This is a genomic window from Pseudoalteromonas obscura, from assembly GCF_030135505.1.
GTDB classification, from domain to species: domain Bacteria; phylum Pseudomonadota; class Gammaproteobacteria; order Enterobacterales; family Alteromonadaceae; genus Pseudoalteromonas; species Pseudoalteromonas obscura.
In genome coordinates, this window is record NZ_JASJUT010000001.1 from 563821 (window position 1) to 585184 (window position 21364).

The window sequence follows — 21364 nt, forward strand, 5'->3', positions numbered from 1 at the left end:
AAAAGAACTTAACTCGAGTTTAAGTTAATCTACCGTCAATGTATACGAGGTAAAAATGGTCGAACGTGAAACCATGGAATTTGATGTCGTCATAGTGGGTGCGGGCCCTGCAGGCTTATCATGCGCTATTCGACTCGCTCAACAAGCACAGCAAAAAGAACAAGAACTCATGATCTGTGTGGTAGAAAAAGGCTCAGAAGTGGGTGCACATATTTTGTCCGGTGCCGTTTTCGAGACCAAAGCATTAGATGAACTCATTCCAGATTGGGCGCAAAAAGGCGCACCTCTTACAACAAAAGTAACAGAAGATGAAATCTACCTGTTTAAAGATGAGCAAAACGCAACAAACCTACCACATATGGTGGTGCCAAAAACCTTTAAAAACGAAGGTAATTACATCGTTTCTATGGGCAACGTCTGTCGTTGGTTAGCTGAGCAAGCAGAAGCGCTTGGGGTAGAGATTTTCCCCGGCTTTAGTGCTCATTCACTGATCATTGAAGAAAACGAAGTTAAAGGTATTGTCACAGGCGATATGGGCTTAGACAGAGATGGTCAGCCAAAAGATACCTATATGCCGGGTATGGAGCTGCGGGCTAAATACACAGTGTTTGCTGAAGGTTGCCGCGGCCACTTAGGTAAACAATTGATCAAAGAGTTTGAGCTAGATAAAGACGCCACACCACAGCACTACGGCATTGGTTTTAAAGAAATTTGGCAAATCGACCCAGAGAAGCACAAAGAAGGTACTGTGGTTCACGGCACTGGGTGGCCACTTGATAATGAAACCCATGGCGGCTCATTTATGTACCACGCCGAAAATAACCAAGTTGTGGTTGGTCTGATCATCGATTTGAACTACAAAAACCCATATTTAAGCCCATTTGATGAATTTCAGCGCATGAAACATCATCCAGTGTTTAAACAAACCCTCGAAGGCGGTGAACGTATTTCATACGGTGCACGCGCAATCGCAAAAGGTGGATTACACGCATTACCTAAAATGCACTTTCCTGGCGGTTTGTTGATTGGCTGCGATGCAGGCACCTTGAACTTTGCCAAAATCAAAGGAAACCACACAGCAATGAAGTCCGGCATGATCGGCGCCGATACTATCATTGAAGCGCTCTCAAAAGAGGACGCGGCAGCTGACTTACAAAGTTTCGACGACAAGTTTAAGGCGAGTTGGCTGCACGAAGAGCTTTATCAATCTCGAAATTTTGGTCCAGCCATGCACAAGCTTGGTCGCTACTTAGGTGGCGCCTACAACATGATTGACCAAAATTTCTTCTCTGGTGCATTACCTTTCACAATCAAAGATATTAGCAAAGATTACGAGTCCCTAAGACTGGCCAAAGACGCGACTAAAATCGACTATCCGAAACCGGATGGCAAGCTCAGCTTTGATAAGCTTTCTTCGGTCTTTTTATCAAATACCAACCATGAAGAAGTTCAACCCTGCCATTTGCAACTCAAAGACGCCAGCATACCAATTTCGGTTAATTTAGAGCAATATGCGGAACCCGCACAGCGTTACTGCCCTGCTGGTGTTTACGAGATAAACGAAAATGAAGCAGGTGAAAAGCAATTTGTGATTAATGCACAAAACTGTATTCACTGTAAAACCTGTGATATCAAAGATCCTAGCCAAAATATTACTTGGGTGACACCAGAAGGCGCTGGTGGACCCAACTACCCGAATATGTAATAACCCAACCAATTATTTACATATCTCAAATTGCAAGGGGCGAAACGCCCCTTTTTTTCTATACTTACCTCATACTCGATAAACGATGAGGCGCGTATGGCCAATCAATCAGAAGTGATTTTCAGGTTTTTAGCTGAACCAACCGACGTCAATTTTGGCGGAAAAGTCCACGGCGGTGTCGTAATGAAATGGATCGATCAAGCTGGGTATGCCTGTGCTGCCGGCTGGAGTGGCGCCTATTGCGTCACGGTTTCAGTTGCTGGTGTACGTTTTCATCGTCCTATTTTAGTTGGTCAAATTGTTGAAGTATCAGCGAAAATTGCCCATACCGGAAAAACCAGTATGCAAATATTTATACAGGTAAGGTGTGGCGATCCACAAAAACAACACATGGTCGAAACCAATCACTGTATCATTAGTTTTATTGCTATGGATCAAGCTGGCTACCCTATTCCCGTTTCTAAATTTATTGCGCAAACTCCTGAGCAAAAAGCACTGGAGCAATACGCGATAAAAATGAAAGACATCGCGATACAAACGGAGTCGTTGCTGCAAGCTACATTAGATCAAGACGAATAGAGCCAATTGGGCTCTGTAGAACCCTAGACAGCTCTTATCTTTGAAATTGAGGAGCTTTATATATGTTTTTCCATTAAAATTAGTTGCTTACCTCGGTGTTGCGACACACCAAATTGATGGTAACCAAGTTTACGATATACGTGTATACCACGTGAGTTAGTCGCAAACACATCTAGCCATATTCTCTTAGCACCTAAGTGCACTTTACAATAAAGGGCCATCTCCTTAATCGCTTGCTGGCCGATCCCTCGGTGTTTTTTTGCGATGACAACACGTCGAAATTCTACATCTCCAGTAAGCGCTTTAACTAGGATAAAAAAACCGGACAATCTACCTTCACAAAAAATAGACAAGTACAATGTGTGCGTTTGGCGCATTTGTGCTAAATGCTGTGACCTTGTATATGGAATGATAAAGTGTTCCGTGTCGCTTTCTTGCTCCATCTCTATAAATGTATCGATATGTTCTACTTCTGACGCCACCAGCTCAATCATAAGGATTCCCGATATTAGGTTATTGATGGGTATATTAAAGTGGATTGCACCGAACTGCGGTCACTGTCACCTCGATCAACACGTCACCTTCAAGGTCAACACCAAGGCAGGCTCGCTGAGGCCAATGATCGGGGTTTGGGCCAAACCACTCTTTCCAAACTTCATCCATTATTGGCTTGTCTGCCATGTTTGCAATATACACTTGAGCAGAAACTATTCGGGCTTTATCTGAGCCCAGCTCATTTAGATTTTTTTGGATTGTATTGAGCGTGTGTCTTGTTTGCTGTGCCAAGTCAGCTTGAGTATCAAACGACGTTGCAACCGTCCAAACTAAGTCTTTATAGGCTGATGATTTATTACGGCCTTCATATAGGCCTCGCTTTCTTTCAATCATCGTACAACTCCTTGATCATTGATAGGTAGAGGGGGTAATTGCAATTGGATAATACATTTACGTCTTTAAAATTAAAAAAGGAGCATAAGCTCCTTTAATGTCTTTTTGCTCTCTCGTTACTTACGTACCGCAATCGCTTCAATTTCAATGTTGACATCTTTTGGTAAACGCGCAACTTCGACACATGAACGCGCAGGGTAATTTGCTACGTTATGCTCGTCGAAAAATTTGCCGTAAACTTCATTTACAGTGCCAAAGTCATTCAAGTCTTTTACAAATACAGTCAATTTTACAATATCAGCAACGGTTAGACCTGAAGACTCAACAACTGCTTTCACATTCTCAAGTGATTGCCTCGCTTGATCAGCAATGGCTTCTGGAACATCGCCTGTAACAGGATTAACTGGGATCTGACCAGAGGTCAGTACCATGTTTCCTAAGTCAACACCTTGGACATAAGGGCCAATTGCCGCTGGTGCAGATTCTGTGTGCAATACTTTTGTCATGATAATTTCCATTTCAGGTTAGTAGAAAAAGTGCGCTTATAGTCGCTACCTTTTATCTTTTTTTCAAGTGTTTAAAGGTATATTGGGTGGTAAATTACCGCCTTTATTGATGCATAATATCGCCTAAACCATTTTTTGCCCACACACCACTGTCATGGAGATCTGAGTGCCCTGGCGCTCGGTTTGATTGATTCTCTTCAGCTAGATAGTTAACACCTTTTTCACTGTCACTAATTGCACGACCACCGCGCTTACTTCCCATCGCACCAACAATTTGGACTTTATCTCCTAACGAAAACACGTTAAATACCCCATTTGACACATTGCGTAATAACGGCATGTACTGATACCTAACCGGGGTACCCATTAAAACAACTTTCGATACCTTTAACCCTAATCTCAATGCTTTTAGTGCGACATTACCACCATGGCTATGGGCATAAATTTCAACATCATAAAAACCAGCAGAATCTTTTTTGAATACATGACTATTTTGACCGTTTTCTATCAAAGCACGTAAATTCACCGCAGCCATTACCCTATCTGCATGCTGATTCGCCCCACTCCAATGAAAAGGCATGACATCAAAATGGTTGTTGGTCAGGTAATTGTAAAAATCCCCACCTCTTTGATACCAAGCATTACCATTTGCCCAAGTACCATGGATTAATATCGCCTTTTTACTACGACTATTTGCCATATTAAACACACGAGGAAGAGCTGAGTTGCCTGTTGTTTCTGCAACACCTAATTTATGGCCTAAGTTCAACTTTTCTGCCGCAATTAACTGACCAAGCGTCTCATTCGCACGCGTATGCTCGTTAGCAGTTAACCAATATAGATTTTCTATCTTTATTTGCGCTCTATCGCGGTCACTAGCGCGACTTAAATAATCATGAATTAGATGTAGGCTAAGTAGTTGTAAGTCATCAGACGGGCTGTTTAGGTTTTCTATTAGGGTGTCTTCTGCAATGCGTTCAAAGTCTTGTTCGGTAACCCCTTTTTCGAGCATTGTTAGGATCTGCGTTTGTTTTTGCTCTATATCTTGCATCTCATCTCCTTAAAGTAACTGCATTTCTATTAAATAGAATAAGGCAAGAGAACAAGTTAAAAAAGTACGTTAGATAAGATAAGTAAGCATCTGAAAAATCTAAGATAATTTTATAACTAAATCAGTAAGTAACTCTGGAGTGAATGGTTTGGAAATGTAGCCATTGACACCTAGCTCTTTCATTTCTAAGATTTTTTCAGGGGTTGTGTCACCTGTTAGCATAATAATTTTGGTGTGGCGAAGTGCTGGGTTAAGTTTCATCTTTTTAATCAGCTCAACACCATTTATTTTCGGCATATTCCAATCGGTAACAATGAGATCGTAGTGTTTGTTCGACAGCGCATTCAGAGCTTCTTCGCCATTACTCGCCTGCGTCAGCTCTTTAAACCCTTGTTCTTGCAAACTCTCACAGATAAGCTCCCTCATAAAGTACGTATCATCTACAACTAAAATCTTCATTGCCTTCCTTTCCGCTGTAATTTATTTGCTTACCAAGCTTGATGCTAGTCACTGCTTTCAATAAACGCAAAGTTAAGCAACTTATTTTGCTGTGTTTTGACGCATATTGGCCGAGCATACCTACTCGTTTAATGCTAAGTGCGACTCTGTTAACGCGAGCAAGCTTTCAAGTTTCATATCGGCCTTATCAAATTTGACATTATTGAACTGTGACTTTTGTGGAACCACAAGCGTGCGCATATTTGCCGCTTGCGCTGCTTTCATGCCTGTTACGGAGTCTTCAACAGCTAAACATCGTTCAGGTAAAACGCCCATTTCCTTCGCCGCAGTCAAATAGACATCTGGAGAAGGTTTGCCTGCCATTTCATTATCAGATGAACAATAAGTCGTAAAATAATGACCTATATCCAGCTTGTCGAACACCACAGGTATCAGCGTCATGGGTGCGTTAGTTGCTAAACCTATCTTAAGTTTTTTCGCTCGCAGCAACGATAACGCATGATGAACACCAGCCAAAGCCTCTCCTTGAAGAACAATTAATTCAGCGACACGTAAAACGACTTGGTCAGCGACTTGTGACGTACTCGGCCCTTCCCAAGGTGCATGTTGATACCAAAATTCAGCAGCTTGTATGGTTGTCATGGACGCAGTTCTAGCCGCTAGCTCATCGCGTACATCTACGCCAAGACTGCCAAAGACCTGCTTTTCCGCGGCCTGCCACATCGGCTCAGAATCTATTAAGGTACCGTCCATATCAAATATCACAGCGTCAATCATTTATCCTCCAAAGTAAAAACTATTTCAAACTCTTCGCATACAATAGGCATATCGTGAGACGGCGTGTACTTTGTTTCAGCCAATTCTCTTTGGTAATACGCCCAATGAACCTGTCGCCAATACGCCAGCGACTTGTCCCCCTCCCCTTCCAAAGCGGCATAGGTATCATCAATAAGGTTGAAGGGGACTATGGTTACTTTGGTTGTTTTGACAATACAGTGAGCATAACCATGCCAGTCTGTGACAATATTTAAATCACCGACTTGTGGTAATGCAATATTGTTGGCTTTGTACCACCAAAGAGAAGGAGACGTTGCTTTTTTCACTCCCGCAAGCACCAGATCGAGGCAGTCGTTAGCATCAGCCTCATTATCACAAAAGTGCCAGTTTGGTAGCATTTCAAAAGGCTGGTTGTGGTGCTCAAAATAGGCTTTACTGAGTTCAATAACGGATGGGTGGTTAGCTGGTCGCACCAAATAACACTCCTTTTGGCTTAATTAATATTGAAACAACAATAAGATAATAAAGACACTGCTGACGATAATAAATAGCAAAGTAAAAATGGATGGAAAAAGATAATGATGGCGCGAACTAAAGTGGAAAAAGCCATAATTGTGAATGACACGTTTATGGCTAAGGAAAGTGCTATTAAATAAGACGCTTTGCAAGTTTTCGCGTTTCTATAAACGCAGCTTCTAGCGAACTTTGATGTCGTAGATCTGCAAACTCTTGATACTCAGATGCGATTTCAAATATCCGTTCACAGCCAATATACTTAGACAGGGTCTTAATATGGGGTGCCAAGTGATTCATATGCTCTCTCACCCCGCCAACTTCAAAGCCAAACTCGCCACATGATGTGATAAGCACTAAGGTTTTCCCTGACAATATGGGCTCTAGTGGGAAATTCCCCCGAGCGAGATCAAAACTAAATGTTTCATTGACCCGCACAATTTGATCAAACCAAGCTTTAAGCTGTGCAGGCATGCCATAGTTATACATTGGTGTTGAAATTACGATAATATCCGCCTCTTTCACTTCAGCGATCAAGGTGTCTGAGATGGCGAGCTTTTGGCATTGCTGCGTACTTCTTTTATCTATGGGAGTAAACACTGCACCTAACCAGTCTTGATCCGTGAACGGTGGCGGATTCATACCTACATCCCTGTAAACGTATTGAGACACAGATGAGCTTTCTTTCATATTTTCAACAAAGCTATAAGCGAGCCTTTTTGAAATTGAATCATGCTGAGGGTTGTTGTTTTGACGTTTTCTAATGCTTGAATCTATATGAAGTAGTTTGAACATGGAGGTAACCTTTTTAGTGTGTTTCATTGGTTGAGAATTGTGTGATTTATGCGCCGCCACGACAAATGAAAAGATCCTTTTTATAAGTAAGTTTTACTCATGTATAATTGCACAAACTTTATTGAGGAAGTAGCCATGTTGAATGTATCAATGCAGGCGTTGAGGGTCTTTGAAGCTGCAGCGCGGCACAACAGCTTTAAACTTGCTGCTCAGGAGCTAAATATCACGCCGACAGCGGTGTCTCACCACATTAAAAACTTAGAAGTGCGTCTTGGTATTGATTTGTTTATTCGCAAAACCCGTGAAATAAACCCTACCAAAGCTGGTTTTCTTTTGGCTCAGGCAACCCATACAGGGTTTGGCACCATTGAACGCGCAGTCAATCAGCTGGTTGAACAAGGCAAAGTCATTCAAATACACACTACGTCATCCTTTGCCGCTCAAATGTTGATCCCCGCATTGCGAGGGTTTAATAAAGAATACCCGAACCTTGAAGTTTCTGTAGCAACTGGTGAGCACCTAGTGCATGACTCTCAAGCGATTGCCGTTCGCTTTGGAGATACAAGCCAAATTAAACAGAGCCAGTTGCTTTCCATTGAGAATTTTAATGCCTATGGCAATCAAGCGTGTCTTGCAAGACTGAACACCCAGAAAAAAACCACCATGTTTATTCCAAAGTGGAAAAACACGCAACTGCCCTCCGCTCCGTGGCAGGCTTGGTTAGCCCACAATGACCTAGATGCAAATTTATTTGAGGTTGTGTACTTTGATCAGGAATTGTATTGCATTCAAGAAGCAATCGCAGGTAGTGGGCTAGTTTTCGCTTCATATAGCCTTGTTAAAGGCTTAATAGAAAAGAATGTTTTAACCAAAGCGTCATATCGCCCTGTCGGCACACAACTTGGTTACTATGTGCCTTTGAATGAAGTTCAGTACACCAGACAACAATTGATATTTATAAACTGGTTAAAAGCACAGCTCTCTGATAAGTAAAGTAATCGAGCAAAGAAATATTAACTCTTGATCTCACCACTGGATTTAAAAGCATCTAGGGCACACAATTAAGCCAGAAATTTCGGCCAGTTTTGTTAAGTCCACAACAACGAGCATAACTAACACACTAAAAACGGGAATTTTTATGTTTGAATCATTTAACCCAACCCCACGTATCCTAATGGGACCAGGACCTTCTAATGTCTCGCCTCGTGTTTTAGGGGCGCTCTCTAGACCAACCATAGGCCATTTAGATCCTCAATTCATTGGCTTGATGGATGAAATTAAACAACTTTTACAATATGCGTTTAACACAGAAAACACATTTACCATTGCGTTGTCTGCGCCGGGGTCGGCGGGTATGGAAGCCTGTGTTGTGAACCTTATAGAACCCAATGACAAAGTCATTGTGTGTATTAATGGTGTATTCGGTACACGACTCAAAGAAAACATAGAACGAGTTGGTGCTCAGGCTATTATCGTAGAGGATAAATGGGGCGATCCTGTGACGCTTGACAAAGTTGAAGGTGCATTTAAAGCCAACCCCACAGTAAAAGCACTGGCATTTGTTCATGCAGAAACTTCCACTGGTGCGCGCAGCGATGCAAAAACCTTGTGCCAATTGGCAAAGAAATACAATGCCCTTAGCATTGTTGATGCAGTGACATCTCTCGGCGGTAGCGAACTAAAAGTAGATGAGTGGGGAATTGATGCGATATATTCAGGCTCGCAAAAATGCTTGTCATGTGTCCCAGGGATCTCACCCATCAGTTTTAGTGACAAAGCAGTAGAAGTCTTGAAGTCACGCAAAAGCAAAGTACAAAGCTGGTTTTTAGATCAATCTTTAGTGATGAACTACTGGTCAGGCGAAGGTAAGCGTAGCTACCACCACACAGCCCCTATCAATTCATTGTATGCACTGCACGAATCCTTACTCATGTTGAAACAAGAAGGGCTAGAAAATGCTTGGCAGCGACATCACAATTTACACCTCGCACTAAAATCTGGCCTTGAAAAGCTCAACATTGAGTTTTTAGTTGATGAGCCCCACCGTTTACCACAACTGAATTCCGTCTTGATCCCTAACGGAATAGATGACAACACCGTGCGTACAGCTTTACTAAGCAAATACAACCTTGAGATTGGTGCTGGACTGGGCCAGCTTGCAGGCAAAACATGGCGTATCGGCCTAATGGGCTCGACTGCCAACGAGCAAAATGTCGCATTGTTAATCGCCGCGCTTCAAGACGTATTAAGCTAAGATACACGGGGTGGGTCTTCCACCCCATGCGAATCGCTACCGACGAGCGTACAAAACCCCTGCAAAATGAGCGGCGATCACCCACCACAAAGTGTCTATCAACATTAAATGTATATCGAGCATACTGGCATAAAAATGACCATCTCGACTGACCGCATCTGAGAATTGCACGCCGAACAAATAAATAACTACTTCAGCATTTATTGCCATACCAACTCCGGTAACCACCAGCCCTGATAAAATTAAATAAAAACCCCCATGTACTATTTTTACCAAAATTGCGTGCGCACGGTTTTGTATTGACTGTCTTGTCAATTTTCCGCTAAATAGCTTTTCCCAAATTAGCCGGGTCAAAACCAAAGTAAATACACCTAATGCCATCAATGCATGAGTTTGAATTGACTCCTGACGATGTAATTCTTGGCCTTTAATTTGGTAGTCTATGGTATGAATTTGCGCACTCATATTCATCAAAATAAATAAAATCAAAAAAGCAGCAAACCAATGGAGGGTGCGGTCGACGATATAATGCTTGTTGTCCATAAAATATTCCTTTATTTCTGTACCAAGATACATTCTTATCTTAGCGCCAAGATATAAAGTTTCAAATATTTCTGAACACTAAAAAGAGCAGCCTTAACCAGCCGCTCTGAGACGATTGCTAATAGTTAGGGGGTTTCGCTACAGTCAGTTAGCTTAACCCACGCATCAGGATCTTGGACTGGAGATGCTTGAGTCCACCAACTCGCTTTGTAAATCGCCCGTTCAAAAGACACCTGCTCATCTCTTAAATAAGTGCTGCCAGATTGCCAATCCGGGGCCTTACAAAGTGGTATTAACGGCCCAAAAAAGCCAGTGATTGAGTCCAACTTTAAGTTTGATGCAGTACCATAGTCCACACCTTCAGCCACGGTCACCGCACCGTCAAACGCGGAAATATGCCAATTGAATCTTATATGCGTATTTTCAACGCTACCATGAATTTCAATATTCGACACCAAAGTTGCATCCACAGGCCAGAGTCCAAAGTCGCGCATTTGCCCTTGAAATCCACCGATCCAATTGCTGACATTTTGTGCACCGCCAACCAAGTACCCGGCTGTTGTCGGATCTTGGTAACGAAAGCCGGGATTAATGGCACGCTCCAGATTACTGACTCGATCTTCCCCGTGCTGTAAATTCCAACTGCTCATATAAGTTAATACGTTTTGTTTTACTTGCTCGACCTGCATCTCAGTTAGCACTTGTGCATTGCCGTTAAAGCTCAGAACACTCGACCCCAATAAGATTAAACTTGCTTGAAGAGATTTCATGATGACTCCTAGTCGTTGTATTTATCACCTTTTTAGTCTTAAAGCTTTGCTCAGCAATTTATTCCATCTTGATAAAATAGGAGTTTTTTGAATTAATATCGATATGTATCAGATGATTACAGTTGTCAATTTAGCTAAATTGACTGCTTGCTATGTTTGATGGCACAACCTGACCAAGGATAATTTTAATTATGTGGCTTGAACTGCAACAGGAGTTTTATCTCGTATCGTGCTTAATCGCCCTATTTTGTGTTGGTATGATGCTAAGGTACGAACAAAGCTTTGATAAAGGCATGTACTTTTTAACATCAGCCAACTTGGTTTTGATGCTGATCCCTTTCACCAGCTACATTCAACTCAAATTTAATATCCACTCGGTATTAATCTCGCAAATAGCCAACAACTGTATGTTACTATTTTGCGGTTTGTGCTTTTTATTTTATCGCTTCGACGCCAAACCAAAGCTTGCTACCGTATTACTTCACTGTGTGCCATTTTCAATTTTCCTTATCGTTAAAGTGGTTGGTATTCACACCCAAGCCCAGTTAATGCACACCATTTATTTTGGTCTAATGTTCAGTTACGTGACGGCAATGTGGCAAAGTCGTTCAACAAAAAGTGCCACACTACTCAAACAAAATAAGTGGCTATTCACTTGGGTGGTATTTGTGGTGAGCCTAAACGGAGGGGTCGCTGTTGCGTATTTAAGCGGCTCTGTATGGCTTTATCCTTTGTGGCTCAGTTTAAACATTACCGTATGTCTCTACCTGCTGACATTCTCCTTTGCCGCCGCATATCGCATTCAGCAAACACAATATATTCAAGTGCAGGAAGTTGAATCGACAAAAAAACAACTTCAGCTTAGTCCGTCACTTGTTCAAAGCTGTCGTCATGATCTAAAGCGTTTGCTTGAACAGGAGCACATTTTCCTAGATAACCAATTGACACTAAAGCAACTGGCTGAACTACTGGGACTCAGCCAGCATCAAACTTCTGAATTACTCAATGAGCATATGAATAAAAGCTTTTACGCTCTACTCAATGAATATCGTATCAGCTTTGCCTGCCAACTCTTAAAGCAGACAACGTCCCGAGACAACATCACTCAAATTGCACTCGATAGCGGTTTTAACAACAAGAGTTCTTTTTATATTGAGTTCAAAAAGCAACTAGGCACCACACCAACTAAGTGGCGGGCCCAGTATGCTTTGTAAACTGTGGCACGACGATGACATGTTAGCCTGATGATTACTTATCCCACACTTTGATTAATTCTAGATTCATATCAAAGCAGTAAGTTACTGCTTGCTACAGCAACATGTGTGGAGTCTAAAATGCAAAGGAATGGGATACTGAAGAGGTGCTTGGTCTATTTGATAGGGTTTCTACTAATGCTTTTTATCCTATCGACCTTAGTGCCACAGGCCCTTTATTGTGGCTCTTGCACAATTAATAAAGTCGAGTCAGATATTATGCAATTGGGTCAGGCTATCGAGTTATATGAAAGCATCCTCGGTAAAAATATCAAAACGCTCAAAGATATCTCTCAACTTACGCAGAGCACTCCAGCAATACTGTACGCATTGCCAGATGATCCATGGGATCAGCGATATGGGTATAAATATTTAGGTGGTAGGTCAGCTACCTTTATTATTTGGAGCTCGGGATCTATTGATTCAGATTCTGGGTTGATCATGTATGCCTTTGAAAAACACGATGGACGTTACACTGCTAATCTGATGGAACCAACTAAAGGCCAATTATTTTGAGTCTAGCTTTAAACTCAAACCATTTGCGGATGTATAAAGTTGAAGAAATTTTTTACTTCTATTGTGGCATTACTGACAATTGCATTTGCCATATCACTTTTTTTGCCTAAACCTTTTTACTCTCCCTCTTCTCGTGGCGACATAACAAAACTAGATATTCAGCAATTGGGTCAGGCCATAACGCAGTATGAAAAGCTAGAAAAAAAAGATATCAGTGAAATTAAAGCGCTCAATATACTCACCCAAACAACGCCAAAAATGATAGACACTATACCACTCGATCCATGGGGAGAGCCTTATCAGTATAAATATTTAGGTGGGCAATCAAACGCTTTTATCATTTGGAGTCCTGGTTCATTAGATGCTAAGGCAGGTCTTATCATCTATACATTTACAAAACAAAATGAGCGCTACCGCGGCTCTCAGTTGCTATGGCCCAGCAATAAATAGATAAAATAGCAACCAAATAACACAAACACCATAAGCTAAAGTTCTTTAACCAACCACGCCATCACATTCAATAAAAAGCGCTCGTTCTGCTCAGCACCTTGTGAGGTTAGTCCAAGCTTTTTCCCTGTTTTTCTATCTATTTGTGACGAAAACATCATGCCCTCTGCAAACACAGCGACTCGACCTCGCCCAAGTTCCATCACAGCACCTTGGCTCCAGCCGTCAATGATAATTCGTTTGGTATTCGCATTAACCTCAAATGGCACGCTTGGTACTATAGAGACGCTCCCGGCTTTCATGGAAAGCAACGAGAGCGCTTCGCTGGGCGGTTTAAAAGCCGAACCACCAAAGGAGCGAATTTGGTCAATATAACTTTCTGTCGCCTTAGCATGCATGGCATCATGTATCGCTACACCGTAAATATTGGCCGTCACCTTCAACGGCGCTTCGGTTATAGGATGCGCAGCCAGGGTTCCTTGCTGCCTATTAAAAACAGCGTCGCCTACATGACCATTTGAGAATTCAAATCCAAATGCCTCGGCAAGGTTTTCGATGACTTTTGGAAACGGCGCATGATCTGCGACCAAGAATAAAGCCCCTCCTTTGCTTACCCAAGTTTTTATATCAGCGATTTCGCCATTAGTAAAAGCTTGGCTATATGGCGGTCGAAAATCACTTCTCTTTCTATCGAGCGCATTGGCAATAACTAAAACATCAATATTACTCAAGCTTGCTAAGGATAATGTGTGGCGATTAGGTTGGACTGTATAGCCGTCACTTTCGAGTACTCGCGCAAAAGGTTTATAACGCCCATTAAGAGTTAAAAAGTTATGATGTGCTTGATCGATAAACACAACCGGACTGTTATGCTCTACAAAGCGAGGGGTACTATTCTTCGGCTTAAAATCAGGATCAGCGTGTTGTGGACTATCAGAGCACCCCACTAACCATAATAGGCAACTCGCAATTCCAACCTTTAATATAAACGCCAAGATACAGCCTCTTTTAACCGTTGTTCTACGTTATGTTCTTGCAGACTCTGTTGCTGCACACACATAAGCCCACGCTTGCATTCCCGACTGAAACTGGCCTGCTACACGTACATATTCATCTACTTCGTACTCATCGGCCTGGGACAGTTCTGAAGGCGTTATATCAAACACAGTACCATCTACAATATCGGTGTCATTCCCGGTATATTTCAAAATTGGGTGTATATCTTTACCACTGGTTTTTATCACTTCAGCATCGTTAATTTTAACTTCGCTGAGAACATAACCTATCAGTTTGTCTTTGTGACCTGTGAGTATGCGACCAAATGTTTCAATTTGAACCTGTTCTAATTGTAATGTGCCATATGAGAATAGTTTTTCCATTTTTATCCTTACTGCTTGACCGAAACATGCTTCTGTAGCGAATTTATCTGGGATTAAACTAAACATCAAGCATTGCATAAACAGATATAAAAGTGTTCACAACTGCCAGATAGGTGTCATGGCAAAGTATATAAAGCACCTCACAATTGGCGCTCTATCTGGGCAAGTACACGCAGAACTCCTTATATCCATCATCAAATGAACACTAAGATTCTTACTAGTGCTATATTTGAAAGGGGCGTTTTAGAATAAAAAAGTCGCCATCAGGAAAAGTCATTAACTGCGTTTTTTATCGCTAACATTTTCATTGAAAACGCTTTTACTCAACAGGTTTTAATAACCCCAACCAGTAAATAAAGCGAGGGTTATTCCAACTTGGTTAGCTCACTAGAGCGAATTAAATAATCGTTTTACGGCTTCTAAATAGGCACTTTGCATCTTTGCTATAGTGGCACTTGGTATCGATTAATTCATTGTAACTGTCACCAAAATAATCCTTTGTTTCAACCGCTGCATCTTTAAAACTAATAAAAGACCCTTTGGTATGTGGAATGTCATAGCTTCGGCATGATTCTATCCAATCTTGTGCTCTATTCTCATAAAAGCGCGTCATGATTTCTTTTTCAACAGGATGATCTTTCTCAGGCTGGTCCCACCAAGCTTGGTATTGAATTGTAAATGGCCGGTCTTGATACGGGAATGTGCACCTTACTTTATGCAATGCAGCATCAGCAGGTTTACTACCATAATATTCCCCACTTATAGCGCCAAGTGTGATGTATGCCGAGATATTGGTATCCTCTTTATCCCGGTATAGTAATGTCGACTGGAGTGATTTAACTAAAGCAATTCGGCTTTGATGCCCCCAATCCCGAGTCGGCATACGAGAGGTAATTTTATGCGGTGCGGGCTCGTCAGTTTCTAACTCTATGCCGTTTAATTCTCTATCCCACGCTTCAAAGCTCAATGTATACCCAGATGTATTGGCGCTTCTGCTATAAAGGACACTGTTGGAGCACACTTTATTATAAAACTGGGTCAGCTCCTTGGTTAAATCATCGATTTGCTGTTTCTTGGCGTCATCGGATAGCGTTGGATCTTGTTGAATCAGGCCGATAATATCACCGCCCCACTGCTTCAACATGCGCTCAAGCTCTTCTGAAGTACCGCCAAAATGTCCATTCAATTGCCAATCCAATACCGCATTCGGGGTAACCTCAGACTCACAGGCAACCCCTTTTGCATTGACCTTCAAATTAGTGCCAATTAAATTCGGGTTTTTCCCTGCACTGGTCAACGACTCCCAAGCTGCTATCACATCTGTTGCTTTGAGGTTATCAAATGCGGGGATATCGCTCTTTTTGATCACAAAACTTTGCGCAATATCTGGTAACTCAAAGGGCTCGAAAATGAACTCAGTGACAATTCCATAACTTAGGCCGCCTCCGCCTCTCAGAGCACGAAGTAATGGGCTGTTTAAGTCGTCGTTAAATATTACTTTTAATCCATTTTTGGTTATTTTTTCGCGATGGACGGTTGCACTTTGACCGAGGAAGGCAATCGTCCCATCTCCAAGTACCATAGTCGCGCCAACAAGGTGCTCACACCCCATCCCATATTTTCGAGTCCAAGGCCCCCAGCCTCCCCCCATGGTGTAACCTGCAATAGCAACGGTCTGACAGGTTCCGTGCGGAATCCCTAAGTGGCTTTTATCCAACTCCGTTTTAATTTTTTTGAACTTTGCTCCTGGTTGAATGCTAACAAACTTTTTATTCTCAAAAACGTTAACCTCATTCATGCGACAAAAATCAATTAATACTTTGGCAGTTGAAACACACTCTCCTTCATGGTCATGACCACCTGATTTAACCGTAAAGCCAATACCTTCTTGCTCTGCATAGGCAACCAAATGAGCGACTTGTACTGTGTTAGTAACTTGCACAACCGCACTTGGCACAAAGTCGAATTTTCGATTGAATACTTTACGAGATTGATTGTATTGATCTTCTTGATTATTTAGATCGGCAGAAGGAAAAAACACACTATCGCAACCAACTATCGTCTGGATGTTATCTTTTTGACTCGCTGTTAAAAACATTGTCATACATTCCTTTTTGTACACATTTAATGTTTTTATTGTGGTTGGGGGCTTGATATAAAACCATTACACCCTGTTACAGGGACTCGGGTAAATTCACATAGTTCGGTCGCTTTGAAAGTGTATTTACCTCATCGGAAATGAGACCAACATTGCAAGCCCAGGGTGCCGAGCTTGCACTTGGATCTCGCCTTGTTGCGCTAATACCAGCTCACGCACTAAAGCTAAACCAATACCGGTTCCCTTCGAGTTTCGCGTTAACTCACTGCTTCCTCGATAAAACAACTCAAAGATTTTTTCCTCTTGCGCTTTACTGATGCCATTTCCGTAGTCTCGGATCTCCAATTGCACCATTCCCTTATGTGTGGGATGTTTACGAAAAGTAAACTCAATCTTTCTTCTAGCTGGATCGTCAATACCAGCTGATTCGAAAAACTTAACCGCATTGTCAGTTATATTGATAACGATTTGGGTAAATGCATCCACCTCGATATAAGCTTGGGCGTGCTCATAGTGTGCCAATTCCATAATATGCACTTGCTCAAAGCGGTGATTTTCAGTCAGCGAAGCCGTTTTCGAGCGAATAATATCTTGCAAAACCGTCAAAGGCGTATATTCAGGCGCCACCTTTTGCTGTTGACGCTCAAATGCAGACAACTGCAAAATGTTATCAATTAGACGGGCAAGACGTTCACTTTCATCACAAATAAAATCATAGTACTCATCTTTGTGTTGCTCAGAGGCAACCATCCCAGACTTGAGCATTTCAGAGTACATTTTTATCGAGGTCAATGGTGTTTTAAGTTCGTGACTGACTGCGGAAATAAAGTTGACCTTTTCTTCTCCTAGCGCCAGCTGCTTAACACTAAAGCGATAGAAACCATAACATGCAGACACAATCGCTAAAAACATTACTGCATTGAAAATTAAGCTATATATCATAGATTGTGCAATCGGTAGCGGCGCACTCGACAGGACCACTTTGTAATTTCGATATGGCCAATGCAAATTCGTTTCAAATATAAACTGTTGCTTATAGCGCACATCCACATCTCGTGGTTGACTAATATCCGGCTCCTCCTCGGTTGAAGGCGAATATAGGAAGTAAGTATCAGCTACTGATTTTTCGACTTTCTTTAATGTAACCAACATAGGAATATCAAAACTTCGCAGCTCTAGTACATCTGCAATCTGTTGATGCAAATAAGGCGCTCGTTTGACCAGGTAGCCTTGCAAAACAGGCTGATCAATCACCTCCACTACACGATAGAAAATAAGGTATTCTGGTAAGTCAAAACTAATATTAAATTGGCTATTTTTGACACTGAACCCATGAATCAGCATCTGTTTGACCGTATTCGAATGATTAACCATTTGGTAAACGGATGTAGCGATTTCGCGCCGTGTGATCATTTCAAGCGTGTGATTCTGCTGGCCAGTATTCTCGATATTCGATGTGATTGCATAGGGCCAAATAGGCGAGTTAAAGTTGCCCTGTCCGTCTATCTGAAAATAACCGACTAAGCCTCGTATTGTCTGTTCACTATTCAGCTGAGCAAGTGGCGACAACATTTGCTGAGTTTGTTTAGTCAGTGGGTTGTAAATGTAGCGGTAATAGTTGAATGCATCAGCAGGGATCTGATTACTAACACTCAATTTTCGAAAAAGCTTTCTATTTATGACCCTTGCTAGATTGCTTGCCTCTTTTTCATACTCAACTAATCGGTTTTGTTGAGATTGTTGATAGCTGAAATACAACAAAACAGACAAAGGTACGAGCAAAAGCAATAGCAGCAGTATTGCCGATATACGTAAACGCTTTATACGCTGTGCGTAGTTGAGTAAGCGTTTATTTTTAAAAAACACCATTTTTATTCTTATAATATGTACAATTGGTAGCCTTCACCACGATGGGTGAGCAAATGCTTGGGAGATTTCGGATCAGCCTCTATTTTTTTTCTAATTTTGGCAATATGAATATCAACCGTTCGCGTATCTATATCTCTTGTATCCTTATATCCCCAAACATCCTTGAGTAAATCATCACGAGATACGAGTCCGCCCTTACGCTGCAAATACGCCAATATTTGTGCCTCTCGACGTGTATATTTAACATCTTGGCGATATGATTTACCGGTTAGAGATTGCAAACAAATTGATACTTCAGCGCTCAGCTTAAGCATATCTCCTTGTTCTGTCCAACCAGAGCGCCTCACTAAGGCATTGACTCTCAAAACCAGCTCAGAAGTTGAAAACGGTTTTGCTACATAGTCGTCTGCGCCAAGCGTCAGCGCGTTAATGATGTCGGCTTCCGTATTTTTGGCGGTCAACATCATAATAGGCTGGGTGCGCGAGTGCACTCTCAAGGCATTGCAAATATCAAAGCCATTCATTGAAGGTAACATGACATCTAAAAGGATACAGGTATAGTCACCGGTTAATCCCATTTCTAAGCCTTCTTTGCCATCTATAGCGCTTGTCACTTCATATCCATGAAATACAAATAGGTCCGTTAAACCTCTTAATATACTTGGCTCATCTTCTACGATAAGTAGTTTGGGTTTCGTACTCAAACCATGTCCTTTTGTGGATGTAAAAATCAATGTTGAATATGGGGTTGTCACTCATTTGTCATTTAAAAGAACCGATTAAATTCAACGCCGCATCGGCAGTGTACCAATTTTATCAAAAATATAAATGCAAACTTTTGTAAACTTTCTAGCCTGCAATGTTTACTTATCATGCCTATTTCAACGCTAAGTTCCCCGCTATATTTATCGCCATCAACAAGTCTAGTAACAATATCAGGCATCAAAGGTAAGGCTCTGAATTAATTATGGATATAGTGAGAAAAAAGACAAAAAAACGAGATTCGAAAGTGCTGATTTCGGGCACCTTATGCGCCGCAGCAATCGTAGGCATGGTACTGCTCTTCTCCTCAGGCAATGGATCCTATTTAGTCGACAGAAACAGTCTGCTTATTGGCACAGTAGAGCGTGGCGATTTAAACATCATAGTGCGTGGAACAGGTGTACTGGCCCCCAAAGATATTCGCTGGATTGCAACCAACGTACCCGGACGAGTTGACCGCATACTAAAAAAGGCAGGCGCAGTGGTAAAAAAAGGAGAGCTGCTTTTTGAATTGAGTAACCCCGAACTAGAGCAACAGCTTGTAGAAGCAAAATGGGAACTGCAGGCGCTTGAGTCTGAAATGAGTGCACAACGTGTGTCTTTAGAGTCGGAACTACTTGATCAAGAAATCGCAGTGATCAATGAACACCTTAATTATGAGCGTAGTCAGCTAACATTAAATGCTCAAAAAGAGCTACTAGATAAAGGGTTTGATGCAATTTCTAAAATTGACTTTGAAGAAGTCAAAATGAATGTAACCCAATATCAACAGCGTTGGAAGTTGGAGCAACAACGCCTTGATAAGCGCAAGCAAAACCTCACCGCACAAATTGATGCCAGTAATGCACGCCTCAATATGATGCGAAGAAGCGTCGCACGTATCGAGCATCAAGTTGCCAGCTTAAAAGTCACTGCCAGTATGGACAGCATAGTACAAGCGATACCAATGGAACTTGGCCAGGAGGTTCGAGCTGGCAGCAATTTAGCGCTGTTAGCCCGTTCAGACTTATATATCGCAGAACTCATGGTCCCAGAAAAACAAATTAAAGATGTGGTAGTCGGCCAAGATGTATTACTCGATACCCGAGTCAGCAAGATCCAAGGAAAAGTACAGCGTATCGACCCTACCGTTATGAATGGTTCTGTACAGATCGACGTAGAATTGCAAGGGCAACTGCCAAAAGAAGTGCGCCCTGAACTTACAGTGGACGGCATTATCTCCATTCACACAATCCCAAACACCCTATTTGTTAAACGTCCAATGTTTGCCAATAGCTTCAGCCAAGCAAGCGTATATCGCATCGACAGTGAAGGCAAGCTAGCCACTGTTCAGCCAGTAAAATTTGGCCATATGTCGACTCACTATATTCAAGTTGAGCAAGGCTTAGACGAAGGACAAAACATCATTGTGTCAGATGCATCAGCATGGCAACAACATCAACAAATTCAAATAAATTAGGAGTCAGACATGCACAACAATAAAAAAAGTCTCAGCGCCTTGGTTGAACTAAAAAACTTAAACAAAGTATTTTGCACAGATGACGTGCAAACTAACGCCCTAAGCAATGTTAGTCTTACTGTGTATCAGGGAGATTTTGTTTCAATTACTGGCCCTTCTGGATGTGGTAAATCTACCCTACTCTCACTGCTTGGACTGCTCGACAAACCAACTTCAGGGCAGTATCAATTAGCGGGCCATGATGCATCTGACATTGACCCAAATGAAAGAGCACGCATTCGCAATAAAGAGATTGGCTTTATTTTCCAGTCATTTAATTTAATTAGTGATTTGACTGTTGCTGAAAATGTAGAGCTCCCTTTGACGTACCGCACGGATTTATCCAAATCAGAGCGCCAAGAGCTAGTCCGCACATCCTTAGAAAAGGTGGATATGGCACATAGAGCGAGCCATTTTCCTTCTCAATTGTCAGGGGGTCAACAACAACGAGTTGCCGTAGCGCGCGCAATTGCAGGTCAACCTGCCATAATTTTGGCCGATGAACCTACAGGTAACCTAGATTCGAAAAATGCAGAATCAGTGATGCACTTACTTGAAGAACTCAACTCCGAGGGGGCGACCATTTGTATGGTTACGCATGACCCTGCTTGTGCAGCTCGTACCCAACGAGTCATAGAGGTATTTGACGGTGAAATCATATCTGATAAGTACAAAAAGCCCACAACACCGATTGCAGTTTAA

24 protein-coding genes are annotated in these 21364 nt (G+C 41.9%); 9 read left to right on the top strand and 15 right to left on the bottom strand.

All coding sequences use genetic code 11. The features are described from left to right. Window positions 1–55: 55 nt before the first annotated feature. Together QNM18_RS02375 and QNM18_RS02380 are read left to right on the top strand one after the other, a co-directional pair. On the top strand, window positions 56–1705 hold the full coding sequence (locus QNM18_RS02375) for an electron transfer flavoprotein-ubiquinone oxidoreductase (RefSeq protein WP_211009379.1): 1650 nt from the start codon (window positions 56–58) through the stop codon (window positions 1703–1705). Window positions 1706–1801: 96 nt separating this feature from the next. Next, entirely contained in the window at window positions 1802–2284 is a 483-nt protein-coding gene (locus QNM18_RS02380) for an acyl-CoA thioesterase (protein ID WP_211009378.1), read from the top strand. 56 nt (window positions 2285–2340) lie between these two features. Here QNM18_RS02380 and QNM18_RS02385 read toward each other — a convergent pair whose 3' ends face one another. The 8 genes from QNM18_RS02385 to QNM18_RS02420 form a co-directional block, all read right to left on the bottom strand. Beyond that, window positions 2341–2778 carry a GNAT family N-acetyltransferase gene (locus QNM18_RS02385; protein ID WP_211009377.1) on the bottom strand — a complete coding sequence of 146 codons (438 nt, stop codon included), beginning with the start codon at window positions 2776–2778 and terminating at the stop codon, window positions 2341–2343. Between the two features lie 34 nt (window positions 2779–2812). After that, window positions 2813–3172: a RidA family protein gene (locus tag QNM18_RS02390; protein WP_284136194.1), complete on the bottom strand. Its 360-nt coding sequence runs from the start codon at window positions 3170–3172 to the stop codon at window positions 2813–2815. A 116-nt stretch (window positions 3173–3288) separates the two neighbouring features. Next, window positions 3289–3678 (bottom strand): RidA family protein, encoded by a 390-nt coding sequence (locus QNM18_RS02395; protein WP_211009375.1) that lies wholly within the window; start codon window positions 3676–3678, stop codon window positions 3289–3291. 103 nt (window positions 3679–3781) lie between these two features. After that, window positions 3782–4729 carry an esterase/lipase family protein gene (locus QNM18_RS02400; RefSeq protein WP_211009374.1) on the bottom strand — a complete coding sequence of 316 codons (948 nt, stop codon included), beginning with the start codon at window positions 4727–4729 and terminating at the stop codon, window positions 3782–3784. 99 nt (window positions 4730–4828) lie between these two features. Continuing rightward, complete coding sequence (locus QNM18_RS02405) at window positions 4829–5188, bottom strand: response regulator (RefSeq protein WP_284136195.1); 360 nt, start codon at window positions 5186–5188, stop codon at window positions 4829–4831. A 120-nt stretch (window positions 5189–5308) separates the two neighbouring features. Continuing rightward, a complete protein-coding gene (gene hxpB / locus QNM18_RS02410) occupies window positions 5309–5965 on the bottom strand; it encodes a hexitol phosphatase HxpB (RefSeq protein ID WP_284136196.1) in 657 nt (218 codons plus the stop codon). Further along, window positions 5962–6438, bottom strand: a complete 477-nt coding sequence (locus QNM18_RS02415; RefSeq protein WP_284136197.1) for an ASCH domain-containing protein — start codon at window positions 6436–6438, stop codon at window positions 5962–5964. The genes hxpB and QNM18_RS02415 overlap by 4 nt, the downstream gene beginning before the upstream one ends. 175 nt (window positions 6439–6613) lie before the next feature. Next, on the bottom strand, window positions 6614–7273 hold the full coding sequence (locus QNM18_RS02420) for an FMN-dependent NADH-azoreductase (protein WP_284136198.1): 660 nt from the start codon (window positions 7271–7273) through the stop codon (window positions 6614–6616). Between the two features lie 135 nt (window positions 7274–7408). On the opposite strand from QNM18_RS02420, the gene QNM18_RS02425 reads away from it, so the two are divergent. Then, window positions 7409–8266, top strand: coding sequence for a LysR family transcriptional regulator (locus QNM18_RS02425; RefSeq protein ID WP_284136199.1), 858 nt, complete (start codon window positions 7409–7411; stop codon window positions 8264–8266). 145 nt (window positions 8267–8411) lie between these two features. After that, window positions 8412–9527 carry a pyridoxal-phosphate-dependent aminotransferase family protein gene (locus QNM18_RS02430; protein ID WP_284136200.1) on the top strand — a complete coding sequence of 372 codons (1116 nt, stop codon included), beginning with the start codon at window positions 8412–8414 and terminating at the stop codon, window positions 9525–9527. Window positions 9528–9563: 36 nt separating this feature from the next. Here the strand turns inward: QNM18_RS02430 and QNM18_RS02435 are convergent, their stop codons facing one another. After that, window positions 9564–10070, bottom strand: coding sequence for a cytochrome b/b6 domain-containing protein (locus QNM18_RS02435; RefSeq protein WP_284136201.1), 507 nt, complete (start codon window positions 10068–10070; stop codon window positions 9564–9566). Window positions 10071–10195: 125 nt separating this feature from the next. Further along, window positions 10196–10840: a hypothetical protein gene (locus QNM18_RS02440; protein ID WP_211009366.1), complete on the bottom strand. Its 645-nt coding sequence runs from the start codon at window positions 10838–10840 to the stop codon at window positions 10196–10198. Between the two features lie 191 nt (window positions 10841–11031). Between QNM18_RS02440 and QNM18_RS02445 the strand changes: the two genes are divergently transcribed. The 3 genes from QNM18_RS02445 (at window position 11032) to QNM18_RS02455 (ending at window position 13059) form a co-directional block, all read left to right on the top strand. Then, window positions 11032–12054: a helix-turn-helix domain-containing protein gene (locus QNM18_RS02445; protein WP_284136202.1), complete on the top strand. Its 1023-nt coding sequence runs from the start codon at window positions 11032–11034 to the stop codon at window positions 12052–12054. Between the two features lie 177 nt (window positions 12055–12231). Next, window positions 12232–12609 carry a type II secretion system protein GspG gene (locus QNM18_RS02450; protein ID WP_284136203.1) on the top strand — a complete coding sequence of 126 codons (378 nt, stop codon included), beginning with the start codon at window positions 12232–12234 and terminating at the stop codon, window positions 12607–12609. Window positions 12610–12648: 39 nt separating this feature from the next. Next, entirely contained in the window at window positions 12649–13059 is a 411-nt protein-coding gene (locus QNM18_RS02455) for a type II secretion system protein GspG (RefSeq protein ID WP_284136204.1), read from the top strand. 35 nt (window positions 13060–13094) lie between these two features. Here QNM18_RS02455 and QNM18_RS02460 read toward each other — a convergent pair whose 3' ends face one another. The 5 genes from QNM18_RS02460 to QNM18_RS02480 form a co-directional block, all read right to left on the bottom strand. Next, window positions 13095–14051 (bottom strand): DUF4350 domain-containing protein, encoded by a 957-nt coding sequence (locus tag QNM18_RS02460; RefSeq protein WP_211009362.1) that lies wholly within the window; start codon window positions 14049–14051, stop codon window positions 13095–13097. A gap of 30 nt (window positions 14052–14081) precedes the next feature. Continuing rightward, entirely contained in the window at window positions 14082–14435 is a 354-nt protein-coding gene (locus tag QNM18_RS02465; protein ID WP_284136205.1) for a gamma-glutamylcyclotransferase family protein, read from the bottom strand. A 397-nt stretch (window positions 14436–14832) separates the two neighbouring features. Beyond that, a complete protein-coding gene (locus QNM18_RS02470; RefSeq protein ID WP_284136206.1) occupies window positions 14833–16539 on the bottom strand; it encodes an FAD-binding oxidoreductase in 1707 nt (568 codons plus the stop codon). A 120-nt stretch (window positions 16540–16659) separates the two neighbouring features. Next, window positions 16660–18402, bottom strand: a complete 1743-nt coding sequence (locus QNM18_RS02475) for a sensor histidine kinase (RefSeq protein WP_284136207.1) — start codon at window positions 18400–18402, stop codon at window positions 16660–16662. An 8-nt stretch (window positions 18403–18410) separates the two neighbouring features. Next, window positions 18411–19106 carry a response regulator transcription factor gene (locus tag QNM18_RS02480; RefSeq protein WP_211009358.1) on the bottom strand — a complete coding sequence of 232 codons (696 nt, stop codon included), beginning with the start codon at window positions 19104–19106 and terminating at the stop codon, window positions 18411–18413. A gap of 263 nt (window positions 19107–19369) precedes the next feature. Here QNM18_RS02480 and QNM18_RS02485 point away from each other — a divergent pair, with 263 nt between their 5' ends. Further along, window positions 19370–20623: an efflux RND transporter periplasmic adaptor subunit gene (locus tag QNM18_RS02485; protein WP_284136208.1), complete on the top strand. Its 1254-nt coding sequence runs from the start codon at window positions 19370–19372 to the stop codon at window positions 20621–20623. Between the two features lie 9 nt (window positions 20624–20632). Further along, window positions 20633–21364 carry an ABC transporter ATP-binding protein gene (locus tag QNM18_RS02490; RefSeq protein ID WP_284136209.1) on the top strand — a complete coding sequence of 244 codons (732 nt, stop codon included), beginning with the start codon at window positions 20633–20635 and terminating at the stop codon, window positions 21362–21364.

Excerpts from the sequence above, each read along its gene's own strand:
- QNM18_RS02385 (WP_211009377.1), bottom strand. The coding sequence starts at position 2,778 with ATGATTGAGCTGGTGGCGTCAGAAGTAGAACATATCGATACATTTATA.
- QNM18_RS02380 (WP_211009378.1), top strand. The coding sequence starts at position 1,802 with ATGGCCAATCAATCAGAAGTGATTTTCAGGTTTTTAGCTGAACCAACC.
- QNM18_RS02490 (WP_284136209.1), top strand. The coding sequence starts at position 20,633 with ATGCACAACAATAAAAAAAGTCTCAGCGCCTTGGTTGAACTAAAAAAC.
- QNM18_RS02465 (WP_284136205.1), bottom strand. The coding sequence starts at position 14,435 with ATGGAAAAACTATTCTCATATGGCACATTACAATTAGAACAGGTTCAA.
- QNM18_RS02405 (WP_284136195.1), bottom strand. The coding sequence starts at position 5,188 with ATGAAGATTTTAGTTGTAGATGATACGTACTTTATGAGGGAGCTTATC.
- QNM18_RS02445 (WP_284136202.1), top strand. The coding sequence starts at position 11,032 with ATGTGGCTTGAACTGCAACAGGAGTTTTATCTCGTATCGTGCTTAATC.
- QNM18_RS02470 (WP_284136206.1), bottom strand. The coding sequence starts at position 16,539 with ATGACAATGTTTTTAACAGCGAGTCAAAAAGATAACATCCAGACGATA.
- QNM18_RS02395 (WP_211009375.1), bottom strand. The coding sequence starts at position 3,678 with ATGACAAAAGTATTGCACACAGAATCTGCACCAGCGGCAATTGGCCCT.
- QNM18_RS02485 (WP_284136208.1), top strand. The coding sequence starts at position 19,370 with ATGGATATAGTGAGAAAAAAGACAAAAAAACGAGATTCGAAAGTGCTG.
- QNM18_RS02435 (WP_284136201.1), bottom strand. The coding sequence starts at position 10,070 with ATGGACAACAAGCATTATATCGTCGACCGCACCCTCCATTGGTTTGCT.
- hxpB (WP_284136196.1), bottom strand. The coding sequence starts at position 5,965 with ATGATTGACGCTGTGATATTTGATATGGACGGTACCTTAATAGATTCT.
- QNM18_RS02475 (WP_284136207.1), bottom strand. The coding sequence starts at position 18,402 with ATGGTGTTTTTTAAAAATAAACGCTTACTCAACTACGCACAGCGTATA.
- QNM18_RS02400 (WP_211009374.1), bottom strand. The coding sequence starts at position 4,729 with ATGCAAGATATAGAGCAAAAACAAACGCAGATCCTAACAATGCTCGAA.
- QNM18_RS02390 (WP_284136194.1), bottom strand. The coding sequence starts at position 3,172 with ATGATTGAAAGAAAGCGAGGCCTATATGAAGGCCGTAATAAATCATCA.
- QNM18_RS02420 (WP_284136198.1), bottom strand. The coding sequence starts at position 7,273 with ATGTTCAAACTACTTCATATAGATTCAAGCATTAGAAAACGTCAAAAC.
- QNM18_RS02425 (WP_284136199.1), top strand. The coding sequence starts at position 7,409 with ATGTTGAATGTATCAATGCAGGCGTTGAGGGTCTTTGAAGCTGCAGCG.
- QNM18_RS02450 (WP_284136203.1), top strand. The coding sequence starts at position 12,232 with ATGCTTTTTATCCTATCGACCTTAGTGCCACAGGCCCTTTATTGTGGC.
- QNM18_RS02440 (WP_211009366.1), bottom strand. The coding sequence starts at position 10,840 with ATGAAATCTCTTCAAGCAAGTTTAATCTTATTGGGGTCGAGTGTTCTG.
- QNM18_RS02430 (WP_284136200.1), top strand. The coding sequence starts at position 8,412 with ATGTTTGAATCATTTAACCCAACCCCACGTATCCTAATGGGACCAGGA.
- QNM18_RS02375 (WP_211009379.1), top strand. The coding sequence starts at position 56 with ATGGTCGAACGTGAAACCATGGAATTTGATGTCGTCATAGTGGGTGCG.